Annotated in this window: 16 protein-coding genes and 1 tRNA gene; 8 read left to right on the forward strand and 9 right to left on the reverse strand. The window is 63.4% G+C overall.

Going from position 1 to position 16,036, the window contains the following annotated elements:
• Positions 1-194: 194 nt before the first annotated feature.
• From ACK4FK_RS05730 to ACK4FK_RS05740, 3 genes are read right to left on the reverse strand one after another with little or no spacing between them, the layout of a single operon-like run.
• The gene (locus ACK4FK_RS05730) at positions 195-1,043 is read right to left on the reverse strand and encodes a dienelactone hydrolase family protein (RefSeq protein ID WP_409742373.1); all 849 of its coding nucleotides are present in this window, start codon (positions 1,041-1,043) and stop codon (positions 195-197) included.
• A 22-nt stretch (positions 1,044-1,065) separates the two neighbouring features.
• Complete coding sequence (locus ACK4FK_RS05735) at positions 1,066-1,773, reverse strand: hypothetical protein (protein ID WP_409742376.1); 708 nt, start codon at positions 1,771-1,773, stop codon at positions 1,066-1,068.
• A 43-nt stretch (positions 1,774-1,816) separates the two neighbouring features.
• A complete protein-coding gene (locus tag ACK4FK_RS05740) occupies positions 1,817-2,266 on the reverse strand; it encodes a hypothetical protein (RefSeq protein WP_409742379.1) in 450 nt (149 codons plus the stop codon).
• A gap of 85 nt (positions 2,267-2,351) precedes the next feature.
• On the opposite strand from ACK4FK_RS05740, the gene ACK4FK_RS05745 reads away from it, so the two are divergent.
• A complete protein-coding gene (locus ACK4FK_RS05745) occupies positions 2,352-2,615 on the forward strand; it encodes a helix-turn-helix domain-containing protein (RefSeq protein WP_409742382.1) in 264 nt (87 codons plus the stop codon).
• 122 nt (positions 2,616-2,737) lie between these two features.
• Here ACK4FK_RS05745 and ACK4FK_RS05750 read toward each other — a convergent pair whose 3' ends face one another.
• From ACK4FK_RS05750 to ACK4FK_RS05760, 3 genes are all read right to left on the reverse strand, one after another.
• A complete protein-coding gene (locus ACK4FK_RS05750; RefSeq protein WP_409742384.1) occupies positions 2,738-3,361 on the reverse strand; it encodes a hypothetical protein in 624 nt (207 codons plus the stop codon).
• 1,007 nt (positions 3,362-4,368) lie between these two features.
• Positions 4,369-5,373, reverse strand: a complete 1,005-nt coding sequence (locus tag ACK4FK_RS05755; RefSeq protein ID WP_409742387.1) for an integrase — start codon at positions 5,371-5,373, stop codon at positions 4,369-4,371.
• A gap of 98 nt (positions 5,374-5,471) precedes the next feature.
• A tRNA-Ala gene (locus ACK4FK_RS05760) sits at positions 5,472-5,547 on the reverse strand.
• A gap of 445 nt (positions 5,548-5,992) precedes the next feature.
• Between ACK4FK_RS05760 and ACK4FK_RS05765 the strand changes: the two genes are divergently transcribed.
• From ACK4FK_RS05765 to ACK4FK_RS05795, 7 genes are all read left to right on the forward strand, one after another.
• Positions 5,993-6,244, forward strand: coding sequence for a YggT family protein (locus ACK4FK_RS05765; protein WP_409743080.1), 252 nt, complete (start codon positions 5,993-5,995; stop codon positions 6,242-6,244).
• Positions 6,226-6,576, forward strand: coding sequence for a DUF167 family protein (locus ACK4FK_RS05770; RefSeq protein WP_409742390.1), 351 nt, complete (start codon positions 6,226-6,228; stop codon positions 6,574-6,576). The genes ACK4FK_RS05765 and ACK4FK_RS05770 overlap by 19 nt, the downstream gene beginning before the upstream one ends.
• 4 nt (positions 6,577-6,580) lie before the next feature.
• Complete coding sequence (gene folD / locus ACK4FK_RS05775; protein ID WP_409742393.1) at positions 6,581-7,462, forward strand: bifunctional methylenetetrahydrofolate dehydrogenase/methenyltetrahydrofolate cyclohydrolase FolD; 882 nt, start codon at positions 6,581-6,583, stop codon at positions 7,460-7,462.
• A 95-nt stretch (positions 7,463-7,557) separates the two neighbouring features.
• On the forward strand, positions 7,558-8,532 hold the full coding sequence (gcvA, locus tag ACK4FK_RS05780; RefSeq protein WP_409742396.1) for a transcriptional regulator GcvA: 975 nt from the start codon (positions 7,558-7,560) through the stop codon (positions 8,530-8,532).
• A gap of 64 nt (positions 8,533-8,596) precedes the next feature.
• Positions 8,597-9,505, forward strand: coding sequence for an alpha/beta fold hydrolase (locus ACK4FK_RS05785; RefSeq protein ID WP_409742399.1), 909 nt, complete (start codon positions 8,597-8,599; stop codon positions 9,503-9,505).
• 1 nt (position 9,506) lies between these two features.
• On the forward strand, positions 9,507-10,313 hold the full coding sequence (locus ACK4FK_RS05790; protein WP_409742402.1) for an amidohydrolase family protein: 807 nt from the start codon (positions 9,507-9,509) through the stop codon (positions 10,311-10,313).
• Between the two features lie 131 nt (positions 10,314-10,444).
• Positions 10,445-11,359, forward strand: a complete 915-nt coding sequence (locus tag ACK4FK_RS05795; RefSeq protein WP_409742405.1) for an alpha/beta fold hydrolase — start codon at positions 10,445-10,447, stop codon at positions 11,357-11,359.
• 12 nt (positions 11,360-11,371) lie between these two features.
• Here ACK4FK_RS05795 and ACK4FK_RS05800 read toward each other — a convergent pair whose 3' ends face one another.
• The 3 genes from ACK4FK_RS05800 to ACK4FK_RS05810 are packed head-to-tail and all read right to left on the reverse strand — an operon-like array spanning position 11,372 to position 15,976.
• Positions 11,372-12,814 (reverse strand): efflux transporter outer membrane subunit, encoded by a 1,443-nt coding sequence (locus ACK4FK_RS05800; protein ID WP_409742408.1) that lies wholly within the window; start codon positions 12,812-12,814, stop codon positions 11,372-11,374.
• A 6-nt stretch (positions 12,815-12,820) separates the two neighbouring features.
• On the reverse strand, positions 12,821-14,797 hold the full coding sequence (locus tag ACK4FK_RS05805; RefSeq protein WP_409743083.1) for a MacB family efflux pump subunit: 1,977 nt from the start codon (positions 14,795-14,797) through the stop codon (positions 12,821-12,823).
• 24 nt (positions 14,798-14,821) lie between these two features.
• Positions 14,822-15,976, reverse strand: coding sequence for an efflux RND transporter periplasmic adaptor subunit (locus ACK4FK_RS05810; protein WP_409742411.1), 1,155 nt, complete (start codon positions 15,974-15,976; stop codon positions 14,822-14,824).
• Positions 15,977-16,036: the final 60 nt, after the last annotated feature.

Raw genomic sequence — 16,036 nt, forward strand, 5'->3', positions numbered from 1 at the left:
ACTCTCCGCTCAGGAGCCATCATGGCGTCCGGCTCGACGTGGTGCTCAAATTTCTTTGACCCAACCCAGACGAAATCCCCTGAAAATCAAATTTCTTTCGTCTTTCTCAGGCGAGTCTTCCTGAAATCGAAATTTTTCTTACTGCCCGGCCTGACCGGAACCGGAGTATCGCAATTAGCCAATTTTTTTGTTCGCTACTTCACTGGTTCAATAGGCCGCGAAGCATGCGCTTTAAGAAACTCGATAATCGCGGGCATAGCGGCGGGGTCTTCCGTCACGTCGTGTGACACTCCCCTCAAGAGCATGAACTTACGATTGGGCTTGTCCTTCATTTCAGGGAAGCCGCCGCAGTTGTTGGCGATCAGATTGTAGTTGAACCACTCGTCGCTTGAACCGAGCAGCGAGATAACCGCCGTCTCAAGCGGCAATTGAACACCCGGCTTTTGCTGCATCCGTGTCGTCGGTTGGCAGGTCGCGCCCGTTATAAAGGCTGCCCGGAAGTCGTTGCCGGTCCACTGCGTGACGGTCCAGCCGCCGAGACTGTGCCCGCCGACGAACAGATTGCTCTGGTCGATCCAGTCCATTTTTTTGATCTGCTCCAGCACGTAGCGGAGTTCACCGAGCCGCTGCGGGATGGATGTGGTGTCGATGAAAAGCTGCTGGGGGCTGTAGCAATAGGTCTTGCGAGGCCGATCTAGCGAATTTGGTGCGAAAACGACAAACCCCGCCTCGGCCAGCGAACGGATCATTTTTGTCGTCTGAGTCGACGATATGCTCAAACCGGAGCAGCCATGCAGGAAAATCAAGGCTGGCAGGTTCTTCGGTGCGTATTGCTCGATGGCGTAATCGAGGTTCTGACCGGCACGGTAGAAGTAAACGTCTGGCGCTTGAGGAAATACCACCAGTGTCCGCGTCCACACGTTGTCGAGTGCACGCGGGTCGTCCGGATCGGTCGGCTCAGCCGCCACAGGTGCGGACCAGCCGAAGCATGAGAGCGGAGCGATCAGAGATATTGAAAGCAGGAGCATCTTCAGTTTGAGCATTCGGTCCTCCACTCGATCTGGCTTAATCAAGTTCGGTCTGAACGGTCGTCCAGACACCGTTATGCGGCAGCTTGCAGATGACCTGCCGCTGCTCATCCGTTTCACCCCCTGCGTGAAGCAACATCCGGCCCCGGTAGCAAGGCACTAGCTTGCCATGCATGTAGGTGTCGTTGAACTTCTGATCCGCGAACAGAAGAATCGAGCCGGCATTGCCGGTCGCCGGGTTGCTCCAAAAGTACTCCCGGCCGCGATCCTCGCCGGCTAGCTGATACGCATCGATGGTCCGGCGTCGGTCCTCCTGCGTCACATACAGACCCATGCGGGCCTGTCGCGCGGCGACCTCCGGCAGAACGATTGGGCGGTTGCCTTCCGTCTCAAGGCGTTCGATCCGTTCACGATGCTTCTGTTCAGCAATATCCGATAGCGGCCGGCCATTCGAAACGAGACCTTGCGCCCGTGCATCTTCGTAAATGAGGACGGCCAGCATGTTGCCACGCCCCATGAGGGTGCCGTTGGCTCGTCGGGTCTCATTGCGGGAGGGATCATAGATGCCCAGAAGCCGGTTGGAGCTTGAGCGGGCTTCCGCCTTGCCGTCGGCTTGGGAAGTCACATGCCCAAGCAAGCGGTTATTGGTGTCGCGGTATTCCTCGCGTGAACCTGCTAGCGAAACACACGACCAGATCAGGCACGCGAGGACCACGCCGATCCGGACGAACATCTGAGAATGCATGAATACCTCACAGGGAGGACGGAGCAGGGGATGATCTAAATGACTAACAGGCAGGGCCGACTTCCCGCTGGCCCGTCGGGAAGTAGCGAAGACAGCCGATCTGGGGGATTGTGATTTCGGCCTTGGTGAAGTTCTTGGCGATGTCGGCATGGCAATACACGACCTCATGAGCCTGCCCGTAGGTCAACGCGAGAGCCGTATAGTGTCCGGTCGTGCGGCTCGGCTCTCCGATCTTGTAGGTCTCGCCAGTCTCGATTTGCCTGAACTCGGCACGGAATCCGCGAACGCCGTCAGTCTGGGCGATGAGCGCCTTGCACTCTTTGACATAGGCGCTTTCGAACCATCCGTCGAAATTCACGTACGGCTTCAGCAGCCAGTATCCGGCCATCACAGTGGCGAAAGCGACGAATGCCAGTCGGGCTACATGGCCAAATCCAATTTTGTCCGTGGGCACATTCTGCTTGCTAGTGTGAGCCGGCGTTTCTTCTGACATTGGCAGTCAGCCTTCCCTCTCGATGTGTCATAATACGTGAGTATACACCGTGGTTTAATACGCCTCAAGGTGCTGCCTTGACGGCATGGATGTACGCAAGATTGTTGGCCGAAACGTGCGCAGACTCCGTGTAGAACGGGCTCTGTCGCAGGAAGACTTAGCCGTTGACGCCGGAATAGACCGGACCCATGTCAGCCGGATCGAACGGGGTATCGAGAACCCGACCGTGCTAGTGCTGAGCCGGGTGGCGAAGGCCCTAGAGGCGGACATCGCGGAACTATTTCGCAAGCCCAAGCCGGGTGAACCGGCCCCCGCGCTGCTACCGAAGGGGCGCAAGCGCTCCGAATGATAGTGGCTTGATGAACATCCCGTCGAAGCATATGCACCCAATGGTGAACACCGTTTCCATTCGGAACGCCCCGTGCCGACGCAGCAGTACCGTATGAAATGCCCGCCCAAGGAAAGTAAAAGTTATTTTGCTGTAGCGGCAAGCGAAAGGAATTGACCTCGTTGGTCCATACTGGATTCAAGGCGGTCGATCTTTTCGTGCAGTTCCTCAACTAGTGCAGTCAGGCCATTCAACCGTATAAGCAAGGCCCCGAAGACTTCCTTGTCGATGCTTCCGCCACTGCTCGGTGACGACGACGCTTTCGCCTTTGGCTTCGCATCGGACTTGTCTGGTCCGGTCATGGACTTCACGTAGTCGTCCATGAACTGATCCATGGTCACTACAGTATTCACGCCGGGAATCGGTTCGTTCAGAACCTCCAAGAGATGCGTCATGCGCCGCTCTGCTTTGGCGGTGTTAAACTGCCGCGCATAGTTCAGATCTTTGGAATCGTGGTCGGATTCATCACGCGTCACCAAAATCTGCGGAGTATAGCCAGCCCGAGCGACAACGCGGCGAAGATCATCGAGTTCGCTGTCATAAAGATTGTATCCACAACGGACCAATCGGTACTTGATGTTGTTGATGCTGCGCCGCTCAGCTTGCGACATGACAGGATTCGTGACGGCAACTTGCGCAAGCATGATGAAAATGGCGGCGTCATCCGCCCGAGTGGTTTTCAACCACCCCTTTGCGTCGAGATACATGGTTCAATCCTCTTCGTTGCCCCTTCGCGCTTGACTGGCGGTGGCTCTTGCAAAAGCCACCGCCGCAACAAAGAGGCGTGACGGCTTCGCTCCGTCACGATCTACTTAGTCGGACAGAAGCAAACGCTCATCTGACATGTATCCTTTTCGAAGCTGCTGCCCAGTCGGCGGCGGCGCGGCGGGGTGCGGGGCGTGGGGCGGCAGTCCCATGCTATCAACACGACCCCTCCGGGGGGGCGTGTTGGCCTCGCTACATCGACTAGCGCCGCGAGGCGGCGTCGCTTGGTTTTAATCCGTCTCGCGAACAGCGAAGGCTCTTATAGCTAGTTATATAAGACTTCTGCTTCGCTAATGACTTATACATAGCTTCTATAGACTATGCCCAACGCGGAATTCGATACCGAGTATTTCGCGTTCTGTCGTCCGGCGAATACTCAAAAAAGCCCAGCCGATGGAGGTCGGCCGGGCCAAGGCGGACGGCGAGTCCGCGAATCCAACCTATGTCGATCAGACGTTAGCGGTGACCGCGGAATCTTCGGTCCGTTCTCAACGCAATGCCGCCGTCTCAGCTCAATGATACTAGTGGAAAATATTTTCGGCCAAAAACGTTTCGATTATCCGACTGGATGGCCGTGGCGAACTAGTGCGCTGATTTTTGCGAGACGTTTTAGACAACGGCGCAGCCTGTTCTGATATTCCAATGAGTATCGAACGGACAAGCATCTTACGCTCGATTCAAGGTGTTGAAGAGTTCGCATCGCTTCCTGACGCGACATCTTCATGAAGTCGATGGTGCGAAGTCGGGAAATGGGATGACGTACAGCTATGATGAGTCCTATCACAGTTCGCTCGGAGGGTCCGACGCAGACCGCTTGTTGGGTGAATTGCCCGGTCGTGTTGTCGGCCGGGCACTTAGGGGCGGTGCGTCGGAATGACGTGCTTTTCTAAGTGAATGTAGGCTTTGGTCTAGTGGCCGACCATATCTGATATTGGGTATAAGCCGACGGTCATGGCTGAAGTGTCTGGTGAATATTCGCCAGCTTCCGAGCAATATCGGTCGCGCGAGGATGGGTGTATCTGAAAAGCATCCTGAAGTCGCGATGGCCACTAATTGTCGCGACCTCGGTTATTGACAGCCCCCGTTCGAAGAATCGGCTGATGGCCTCATGCCGGAGGTCGTGAAAGTGCAGATTCCGCACGCCGGCACGTTTTGTGATCCGTTGCCATGCAAGTTGGGCCGCGTTACTCGTCATCGGCAGAATGCGAGAGGCGGTTCGTGGAAGCGTGGAGATCGTCGCCAACGCGAGCGGCGACAGCGGCACGAGACGGGGGTGGCCATTTTTGGTTATCGGCAGGTGGATGGTCGCATCCTGCATGCTCAGGCCATCCCATCGGGCCGAAATCAGTTCCCCGCGACGCATCCCTGTCTCCAGTGCAAGCACGATCAGGGAAGCAACCAGTGGGTTCTGGTAGGACTTGGCCTCGTCGAGAATCCGGCTCAATTCCTCGCTGGTCGGTCGACGGGTACGGTGCGCCGGTAATCGGGGGAAGTGGATGTCTTTTGCCGGATTGCCATTGAGCGGATAGCCCCATTCCTTGCGACAGATTTCCAGAACGTGCCGCAGGAGGGCAAGTTCACGGCAGACCGTGGCTGGCCCGACGACCTTGAGTCGGGTGTCTCTGTACGTAGCCACGTGCTCTGGTCGGAGATTATCGAGACATAGCCGACCCAGCGGACTGCGGGTGATGTTGCGGAAGAAATAGACCTCGCGGTCGCCGGCACGCTTCTTCGACGATATTTCACGCTGATACCGCGTGCATAGATCGTGGATCGTAATTGCCCGCAGAGACGTACGGTCGATTACAACCCCGGTGCGCTCGATCTCCTGTTCAGTCTGACGAGCCCATGCTTCCGCCGTCTTGCGGCTCTGGAATGTCTTGGTGACCGACGGCAGGCCGCGCCGCCGAACCTGAACTTCCCACGCTTGTCCGCGCTTGCGAATAGAGGCCATGCCGCACCGCTGTTGTGGCAACGTTGTGGCAAGCAGCCGCCGGGCGCAGGCAGTGGTTTTACCCCCTTGGGGAAACCATTGTTTTCAAGGTGGAAAACTGGTGGAGCCGAGGGGAATCGAACCCCTGACCTCCTCATTGCGAACGAGGCGCTCTCCCATCTGAGCTACGGCCCCAAGCCGGTGCGCCGGCCGAAGGATAGAAAGGGACGTCGCAAGGGTCCCGGCCGGGCGGGCTAGCAAGTAGCAAACGGACCGGGCTTTGTCCACACCTTAAACCCCCGAAATCGTGGGCTTGGCCGGGTCCCGGCCGGGGTCTGTCCGCGGCCGGCAGCCGGCCGGCAGCCCCGCCGTTTCGCGCGCCGTTTTCGCAACGGGGCCCGCTATTTGTCCCCATCTTTAGGTTCTGGCAGGCAGTACGCTTGGTTGCGTTTCTGCCCGCCTGCCGGTATCACTCCCCGGTGTCGTTTCGACCGTGGCGACCGTGGCCGACCATGGTCTCGCCGCCTCGGTTGGGCAGCAGGCGCCGGCCTGCCGCCCGGCCTGTGTCGCCCGGCCTGTCACCCGGCCTCGTCCGCCGCTCCCGGAGGGTTACGTGCAGTCGCTGATCATCCTGATCGATATGGTGCTGAACCTCTACATGTGGGTGCTGATCGCCTCGGCCATCATGAGCTGGCTGGTCGCCTTCAACGTCATCAACACCCGCAACCGCGTGGTCTATGCCATCGGCGACTTCCTCTACCGCATCACCGAGCCGGCCCTGCGCCCGATCCGGCGCATCCTGCCCAACCTGGGGGGCATCGACCTGTCGCCGGTGGTGCTGATCCTGCTGCTGATCTTTATCCGCAACCTGCTGTGGGAATACCTGGCCTGACGGCTGCCGCTCAGCCCTGGAAACGCCAGGCCGATGGCCTGCGCCTGTTCGTGCGCCTCACGCCCAAGGGCGGCCGCGATGCCATCGAGGGCGTGAAGCCCACCGCCGACGGCAGCGCCGAACTGACGGCGCGCGTGACCGCCGTGCCGGAAGACGGCAAGGCCAATGCCGCTTTGCTGAAGCTGCTGGCGAAAAGCCTGAAGCTGCCCGGGCGGGATTTTGCAATCGTCGCCGGCGCCACCGACCGGCACAAGCAAATCTTCATATCGGGCGATCCCGCCGCGCTGGAAACCGCGCTTTCCGGCTGGCTCGCCGCATCGAACACGAGGTGATCCCATGACGACGATCCTGGACGGCAAGGCGGTGGCGGCGGATTTGCGCCAGGACGTGGCCACGAAAGTGCAGCGCTTTCGGGCCAAGGCCGGCCGCCTGCCGGGCCTGACCGTGGTGCTGGTGGGTAACGATCCGGCCTCGGAGGTCTATGTGCGCAACAAGGGCGTGCAGACGCGCGAGGCCGGCATGATCTCCAACGAGGTCAAGCTGCCCGAAAGCACCAGCCAGCGCGACCTGCTGAATGTCGTGGCCCGGCTGAATGCCGATCCCGCCGTGGATGGCATTCTGGTGCAGATGCCGCTGCCGAAGCAGATCGACACCCAGGCGGTCATCGAGGCGATCGATCCGATGAAGGATGTCGATGGCCTGCATCCGGTGAATGCCGGCAAGCTGGCCCAGGGCATGGAGGCGCTGACGCCCTGCACCCCGCTGGGCTGCATGATCCTGCTTGAGAAAGCAGGCGTCGAGGTGGCGGGCGCCAACGCGCTGGTGATCGGGCGCTCGATTCTTGTGGGCCGGCCGGTCGCCGGCCTGCTGCTGGCCGGCAATGCCACGGTGACGATTGCCCATTCGCGCTCGCGCGACCTGCCCGCACTCTGCAAACAGGCCGATATTGTCATCGCCGCCGTGGGCCGGCCCGAGATGGTGCGCGGCGAATGGATCAAACGTGGTGCCGCCGTGATCGATGTCGGCATCAACCGCGTGCCGAAAGAGGACGGCAAGACCAGGCTGATCGGCGACGTGCATTATGCCTCGGCCGTCGAGGTTGCCGGCGTGATCACCCCGGTGCCGGGCGGCGTCGGCCCGATGACGATTGCCTGCCTGCTGCAGAACACGCTCACCGCGGCCTGCTACCGCGAGAAGATCGACCCGAAGACGCTGTAGGCAAAACAGGTTCGACCAAGGTCGGGCCTGCCGTGGCGTCAGCCTGCCGCCACGTCACGGCTTCCCATTCGCCTGAATCGTCCTAATCTGGGGCCATGGCGAAACGCCTGCCGCCCCTGCTGGCCCTCGAGGCCTTCGACGCCGCCGCCCGGCATTTGAGCTTCAAGGCGGCCGCCACCGAACTCAACCTCACGCCGTCGGCGATCAGCCATCGCGTGAAGCAGATCGAGCAGCATCTGGGCCTCAGCCTGTTCCGCCGGCTCAACCGCGAAATCCGTCTCACCGAGGCCGGGCAGGAGTATTTCAGCACGGTGCGCAAGGCCTTCGACCAGGTGGCACAGGCCTCCCTGCGCGTGGGCCAGACGCCCCATGCCGAAGATCTGCGGCTGTCGGCCGTGCCCAATGTGGCGGCCACTTGGATCATTCCCAACCTGGCTGAATTCCTGGAAAGCCGGCCGGGCCTGCGGCTGTTCGTCGAATCCTCGCCGCGTCATGCCGACTTCGCCCGCGACGCCATCGACGCTGCCGTGCGCTTCGGCCATGGCCGCTGGCCGGGGCTCAGCGCCGTGAAACTCACCGACCTGGCCACCACCGTGGTCTGCGCGCCGAAGCTGGCGGCGAAGCTGAAATCCCCGCGCGATCTGCGCGGCCAGACGTTGATCCACCTCTCGACCTTTGCCGATGCCTGGCCGCGTTGGCTGCGCGCCGCCGGCGTGGAGGGGGTGACGGCCGGCCGCGAGGTCTGGGTCGACAGCGTGGTGCAGATGCTGGAGGCGGCCGAACAGGGCCTCGGCGTCGCGCTGGCCGTGGTGCCGCTGATCGCGCCGAAACTGGCCGACAGACGGCTGGTGATGCCGTTCCCCGTGGTGGTGCCGGCCGATCAGGGCTACTGGTTTGTCTGCCGTCGCGCCGATGCCGAACGGCCCGCGCTGGTCGCGCTGCGCGACTGGCTGGTCGAACTGATGCGGCGGGCGAATACGCAGATGCAGCCCTTCTTGCCTACCCAAGGCGCGGGCGGCAAGACCGCCGAAACCGGAAAACGTCGCGCGCCGCAGCGTCAGGTGAAATGAATTCAACCGAGGCGCGGCAATTTGCATTTGTCCTTACAGCCTCCGCAAACCTATAGATCGTTGCATGAGCGATATCCTTCCGGTTTCCGAATCCGTCACCCTCACGGCTGCCGATGGCCAGCGGCTTTCCGCGCGGCTGTTCGCGCCGGCATCGCCGGCCGGCTTCAATGGCCTGAGCCTGCAGATCAACGGCGCCACCGGCGTGCCGCGCGGCTATTATGATGCCTTTGCCGGTTTCATGGCGCAGCGCGGCTTTGCCGTGCTGAATTTTGATTATCGCGGCATCGGCGGATCGCGCGAAACCACGCCGGGCGCACCGCCGCCACGCATGCTCGACTGGGCGCGCCAGGATATCCCCGCCGCCGCCGAATTCCTGCGTCAGCACTTCCCCGAGGCGCGGATCTGCATGATCGGCCATTCCTTCGGCGGCCAGGCGCTGGGCCTGCTGCCGCGTGCCGAAGACATCGCCGCTGCGGTCACCATCGGCGCGCAGCAGGGCTACTGGCGCAATTGGCCGGCGAAGCAGCAGGTGCGGCTGGCCGCGATCTGGTATGTCGCCATGCCGCTGACCGTGGCTTTGCGCGGCCATGTGCCGGGCCGCATGCTGGGCGGCGAGCCGCTGCCACGCGGGGTGGCGCTGGACTGGGCGCGCTGGTGCCGCACGCCGCATTACATGTCCGACGATCATGGCAAGCCGCTGCAATCGCTGAACCGCCGTGTGCGCGCTCCCATACGCATGATCAGCTTTGCCGACGATGTGGATTTCGGCCCGCGCCGCGGCGTCGATGCCCTGGCCCGGACCTATGCCGGCGCGCGGGTTGAGCGCCAGCATGTCGCGCCGGCTGACTGGGGCCTGCCGCGCATCGGCCATTTCGGCTTCTTCAAGCGCGACATGCCGCAGGAGCGCTGGGCCGAAATGGCCGAATGGTTGTATGCTGCCGCCTATCGCAGACACGATTCCCGGGCGGCCTGACATGATCATCGATGCCTGGGCCCAGCATCCCACGTTGCGGCTGATGCAGGACCCGATCTTCGACTCGCTGCGGCGCTGGACCAAAGGCCGGATGCCCGAGGGCGAGGTGCCTGTGGCGGCCACCATTGCCGCCATGGACCGCGCCGGCATCGGCAAAAGCCTGATCTGCGCCTGGGCCGCGCCGCGCAACGGCATGATCTCGAACGATGAGGTGGCGGCCTTCGTGGCGCAGGCGCCCGACCGCCTGGTGGGCGTGGGTTCGGTCGACATCTCCAAACCCATGGCGGCCATGCGCGAGGTGCGCCGCTGCGTGCAGGAACTTGGCTTCAAGGCGATCCGCGTGCTGCCCTGGCTGTGGGAGGTACCGCCGACCGACCGGCGCTTCTATCCCGTCTATGCCGCCTGCTGCGAGATGGATGTGCCTTTCTGCACCCAGATCGGCCATACCGGCCCGCTGATGTCGTCGGAAGTCGGCCGGCCGATCTATCTCGACCAGGTGGCGATCGATTTCCCCGAACTCACAATCGTCGGCGGTCATATCGGCTATCCCTGGACCGACGAGGCCATCGCCGTCGCCACCAAGCACGAACGCGTCTATATCGACACCTCGGCCTACACGGCGGAGCGTTATCCCGCAGCCCTGGTCGACTACATGAAGGGCCATGGTCGTAGAAAAGTGCTGTTCGGCAGCAACTATCCGATGATCATGCCGGACAAGGCGCTGGAGGCGCTGGATACGCTCGGCCTCGATGCCGAGGCGAAGGCGCTGTTCCTCGCCGGCAACGCGCAGCGTGTCTACCGGATCTGACGGCGCGGTCCCCCGTCACGCAGTCGTGATACAGCGAATCGATCTGACGCAGCGTCAGGCCGATTACGGTCGCGCGATCTTACGTCGCACGTAATTGGCCGGCCGGAATCTGCAGCCTTAGCCTGCACGGCATGCACAAGCCGCCCCTCAGGATTCTCTCCGTCTCGTTCCCCGTTTCCGATGGCCAATTGCTGGCCGGCACGCTGGTGGAACCGGTCCAGCCCAATGGCGTAAGCGTGCAGGTCAACGCCGCCACCGGCGTGTCGCGCCGCTATTACGAGCGCTTCGCCACCTTTCTCGGCGGCCGCGGCTTCACCGTGCTCACCTTCGACTATCGCGGTATCGGCGATTCGCCGCGCAGTCCCGGCGCACCTTTGTCGCGCATGCTCGACTGGGGCCGGCGCGACATCCCGGCGGCGGCCAATTTTTTGGCCGCGCGCACGCCCGATCATCGCCGCTCCATGGTCTGCCATTCCTTCGGCGGGCAGATGCTGGGTCTGATGCCGCAGGCGGGCAGGATCGATGCAGTGCTGGCGATTGCCTCGCAGCATGGCTACTGGCGCAACTGGTCGCGCCGGCACCAGTTGCGGCTGCTGCTGTCATGGTATGTCGCCTTCCCGGCAGTGGTCGGCCTGATCGGCCGCATCCCCGGCTGGTGGCTCGGCGGCCAGCCGCTGCCCGGTGCCATTGCGCGCGACTGGCGGCGCTGGTGCTGCTCGCCGCATTACCTGGTCGACGATGCCGGCATGCCGCTGCGGCCCTATAACGATGCGGTGCGCGCCCGCATGCGCATGATCAGCTTTGTCGACGATCACGATTTCGGGCCGAAGAAGGGCGTCGACAGGCTGATGGAGTATTACCCCAATGCCAGCATCGAACGCCTGCATGTGGCACCACGCGACTGGGGGCTGCAGCGTATCGGCCATTTCGGTTTCTTCAGACGCGACATGCCGGCGCGCATCTGGGGCGAACAGGCCGACTGGTTGCTGCAGGCGGCGTCATTGCCCGTCGATGCGGATGGCAAGCAGACGCTCAGGGCCGGCTGATCGGCGGCGTGATCAGGGTCGCGTGATGACGGGCGGCACAGTGCTGCCATCCCAGCCGCCGCCGAGCGCCTTGTAGAGATCGACGCTGGCAGTGAAGCGGCTGAGGCCTGCCTGCACCATGGCATCGTTGGCCGAGAAGACCGAGCGCTGGGCATCCAGCAGATCGAGGAAGCCTACCGTGCCGGCGCGATAGCGTGCCTCGACGATGCGATAGGCATCGTTGGCCTGCTCGAAGGCTTCCGTGGCGAAGCCGTATTGCCGCCCGGTGTTCACGGTGGCGCTCAAGGCATCCTCCGTGTCGCGGAAGGCCGAGAGGATGGCGCCGCGATAGCTCTCCACCAGTTCCTGGCTCTGGGCGCGGGCCAGTTCCTCCTGGCCTTCCAGCCGTCCGCCCTGGAAGATCGGCGCGGTGAGCGATGCGGCGATGGAATAGATCATGGTGTTGGGTTCGAACAAAGCCGCCGCCGTGCCGCTCTGGGTGCCGGCCCGCGCAGTGAGGTCGAGGCTGGGGAAACGCGCCGCACGCGCCGCGCCGATATCGAAATTGGCGGCGCGCAGGTCGCTTTCCGCCTTGCGCAGGTCGGGCCGGCGCAGCAGCAGTTCCGAGGGCAGCCCGGCGGCAACCGGAGGCAGGCTCAGCATGGAAAGACTGGTGCCCCGGATGGCGAAGCCCTGCGGGTTGCGGCCCAGCAGCACGGCGAGGGCATCCAGTGCCTGGCGTTCGCTCTGCTCAAGTGCTGCCACGGTGGCGCGCTGGGTGGCCACGCTGCTGCGCTGCTGCGCCACCTCGTAATCCGTGGTCACGCCCAGGCGGCGCTGGCTTTCCAGCAGCTCCAGCACACCCTCGGCGATGCGCAGTGTCTCGTTGGCAAGGCGGATGCGGTCGCGCAGGGACAGAAGCTGGAAATAGCCGGTCGCGATCTCGGCATACAGCGTGATTGCCACGGTCTCGCGGTCAAACCGGCTGGATTCCAGCCTTGTCAGTGCCGCGTCGGCGGTCGCGGAATTGGTGCCGAAGAGATCGACCTGATAGCCAGCCGTGAGGTTGCCGGCGAAGCTGTTGCGGATCACCTGGCCCGAGGCCGTGCTGCTGGTGGACGAGGATGTGCTGCTGGTGCCGCGGCCCTGGCGGCTGCGGGTGGCCGAGGCGTCGCTGCCCAGGGTGGGATACAGCGCAGCCCCGGAAATCTTGGCTTGGGCCTCGGCCTGGCGGATGCGGGCGACGGCGGCGCGCAGGTCGGTGTTGTTGGCCTGCGCTTCCGCGATCAGGGCGTTCAGTTCGGCGCTGCCAAAGCCCTGCCACCATGCCGTATCGGGCCATTGCCCCATGCTGTCCTGCCGGCTGTCCCAGGTCTTCGGCGTTTCGACGGCCGGTTTGATGTAGTCGGGCACCATCGAACAGGCACCGAGCGACAGGGCGATGACGGCGGTGGCCGTCAGACGGAGGGCAGGCATCAAGGATTATTCCGCAGAAAGGGCGACGACGGGATCGAGATCGGCGGCCTTGCGCGCCGGCAGATAGCCGAACAGCAGGCCGGTGGCGAAAGCACAGGAGAAGGCAAGCAGCACGGGCTCGGGCGAGAAGACCGCCGGCCGGCCGAACCAGGCGAACAGCCAGGTCGCGCCGAGGCCTACGGCCACGCCGATCAGGCCGCCCAGCGTGCAGATCGCCAGGGCTTCCGAATTGAACTGCAGCATGATGTTCAGCCGCCGCGCGCCGGTCGCCATGCGCACGCCGATCTCGCGCGTGCGCTCGGTGACGCTGACCAGCATGATATTCATCACACCGATGCCACCCACCAGCAGGGCGATGGCGGCAATCGAGCCGAGCAGGATGGTCAGCGTGTTCTGGGTGGCCATGGCGGTTTCTATGATCGAGGCCATGTTGCGGATCTGGAAATCCTCCGCCCGATGGCGCGCGATCAGAAGCTGGCGGATTTCCTCCTGCGTGTCATCGATCCTGGTCACGTCCTCGACCTGGACTGTGATCGTCTTCACATAGCGCTGGCCAAACAGCCGCAGCATGCCTGTGCTCAGCGGCACGTAGATCACATCATCCTGGTCGGCACCCCAGGGCGTGGCGCCCTTGGACGTCATAATGCCGACGACCTGGAACGGGATGCTGTTCAGCAAGACGTACTGGCCGATGGGGTCACTGCCCGGAAACAGGTTTCTGGCCACGGTCTGGCCGATGACCGCCACCGGCAGATAGCGCCGCACGTCCTCGGACAAGAAAAACACACCCTCGGCCACAGGCCAGTTTCGCGCGGCGGGGAACTCGGCCACGGTGGAATTGACCTGGGTGACGGCATCGCGGTCGCGATAGCGTGCCGTGACATTGCCGGTATATTCCGGCACCACGGCGACGATGTTGCCGATCTCGGCCCGGATGGCGTCGGCATCCTCGGCCACCAGGGTCGCCGTGATGCCATCGCTGCGCCGGATATTCGGCGCGCCCGGGCGGATCAGCAGCAGATTGCTGCCCATGGCAGTGATGCGGTCAAGCACCGACTGTTTGGCGCCGTCGCCAATGGCCAGCATCGCCACCACCGAGGCCACGCCGATGATGATGCCCAGCAGGGTCAGCAGGGTGCGCAGCAGGTTGCCACGCAGCGCCTTAAGGGCCATGCGCAGGGCTTCGGTTACGTCGAAGGGCGTAAAACCGCTTTTGGCACGATGCTGCGGGCGTTTCGGAGCGGCCTGTACCGTCGTGACGCTGCCGGTACTGCGGTCGGAGACAATGCTGCCGTCTTTCAGTTCGACGATGCGGTTGGCCTGGGCCGCCACATCCGGGTCATGGGTGATCAGCAGCACGGTATGGCCCTGGGCATTCAGGTCGCGCAGCAGCTGCATTACCTCGGCGCCGCTTTTGCTGTCCAGCGCGCCGGTCGGCTCGTCAGCCAGGATGACGGCACCGCCATTCATCAGGGCGCGCGCAATCGAGACGCGTTGCTGCTGGCCGCCGGAAAGCTGCGTCGGGCGGTGGTCCATGCGGTCGGACAGGCCCAGCCTGCTCAGCAGTTCGGCTGCCCGCGTGGCGCGTTCATGACGTGACAGCCCGGCATAGACCGCCGGCATCTCGACATTGCCGGCGGCGGTTTCCCCCGGCAGCAGGTTGTATTGCTGGAAAATGAAGCCGAAGGCCTCGCGGCGCAGCAGGGCCCGCTGGTCGGCATCGAGCGCCGCAACCTCGGTGCCGTCCAGCGCATAGGAACCGCTGGTTGGCCGGTCGAGCAGGCCGATCAGGTTCATCAACGTCGATTTGCCCGAGCCGGATGCCCCCATGATGGCGACGAACTCGCCGGCATGGATGTCGAGCGAGATGCCGTGTAACACCTCGACGGCCATGGCGCCGCGATGGAATGTCTTGCGGATATCCCGCAGGCGGATCACCGGCTGGCCGGGGACGGGATCGATCTGCATCTGCGTGGCGGCCATCACGTTCATCGCCGGATACCTTGCTTACAGCCGCGGCAGTGGGCCGCCCGGCCGTGTTGCCGCGGTGTTGCGGTTGCCGGTCGGCGCCGCATCCAGCACGACCTCCTCGCCGGCCCTGAGGCCGGAGGAGATGGCCGCATTGACCCGATTGCTGGCGGCGACCTCCACGACGCGCCGCGCCGGCTCGCCGTTCTCCAGCACGCGCAGCGCGAAGCGCGTGCTGTCGTTTGGCAGCGGTCGCAGGGCTGCCACCGGCACAATGGGCAGGTTCTCGGCTTTCGCCACCACAAAGAAGACCTGTGCGCTCATCTGGGTCAGCAGGTCGTGCTCCGGGTTGGGCACGTCGAAGAGGGCTGAATACAGCACCACGTTGTTCACCGTTTCCGGCGTGGGCAGGATCTGGCGCAGGCTGCCCGTGCGCTTCTTGTCGGGCTGCCCCAGGGTGGTGAAATACGCCGGCATGCCGATGATCAGCCTGGGCACATCGGCTTCCGACACCTGGGTTTTCACCGTCATGGTGTCGAGGTCGGCGATGCGCAGAATGATCGGCGCCGACTGGTTGGCGTTCAGCGTCTGGCCCTGCCGGGCGCTGATGTCCACCACGGTGCCGGTCATCGGCGCATAAATCTTGGTATAACCCAGGTTGGCCTGATCGGAGCGCAGGGTGGATTCGCCCTGCTGAATCTGCGCATCCAGCACCGCGATCTGCGCCAGCAGCGAACGGCGGCTGGCCTCGGCGCTGTCATAGCTGTCCTGGCTGGTGGCGCGCTCGGCCAGCAGGCGGCGCTGGCGCTCGAACTGCTTCTCCGCGAGGCCCAGTTGAACCTGCTTGTCGGCGCGCTGCGCCTTCAGGGCCAGCAGGTTGGCCTGGTCGGCGGCAACACGCGCCTCGTAGACGGTGGGGTCGATCTGCGCCAGCAGGTCGCCCTGCTGCACGCGCTGACCGAAATCGACGTAGATTTTCTTGAGCTGCCCGGAAACCTGGGTGCCGACATCGACGTAGTTCAGCGGCTGCAGGGTGCCGACTGCCGAAACGGTGTCCTCCACGCTGCCCAGGGCCACGGTATGAGTGCGGAAAGGGGGCCGGGTATCGGCGCGCGCGGACCAGTACCACCAGGCGCCGCCGGCCAGCAAAACGGCAAGGGCGGTGGCGGACAGGATCAGGAAAGGACGTTTCATCGGCATACTGGGGAAACTATGGGTCAGAATCCTTACGGGGCGATGGCCTGAATCCTGCGC

Source organism: Ferrovibrio sp., assembly GCF_046297895.1.
Lineage (GTDB): Bacteria > Pseudomonadota > Alphaproteobacteria > Ferrovibrionales > Ferrovibrionaceae > Ferrovibrio.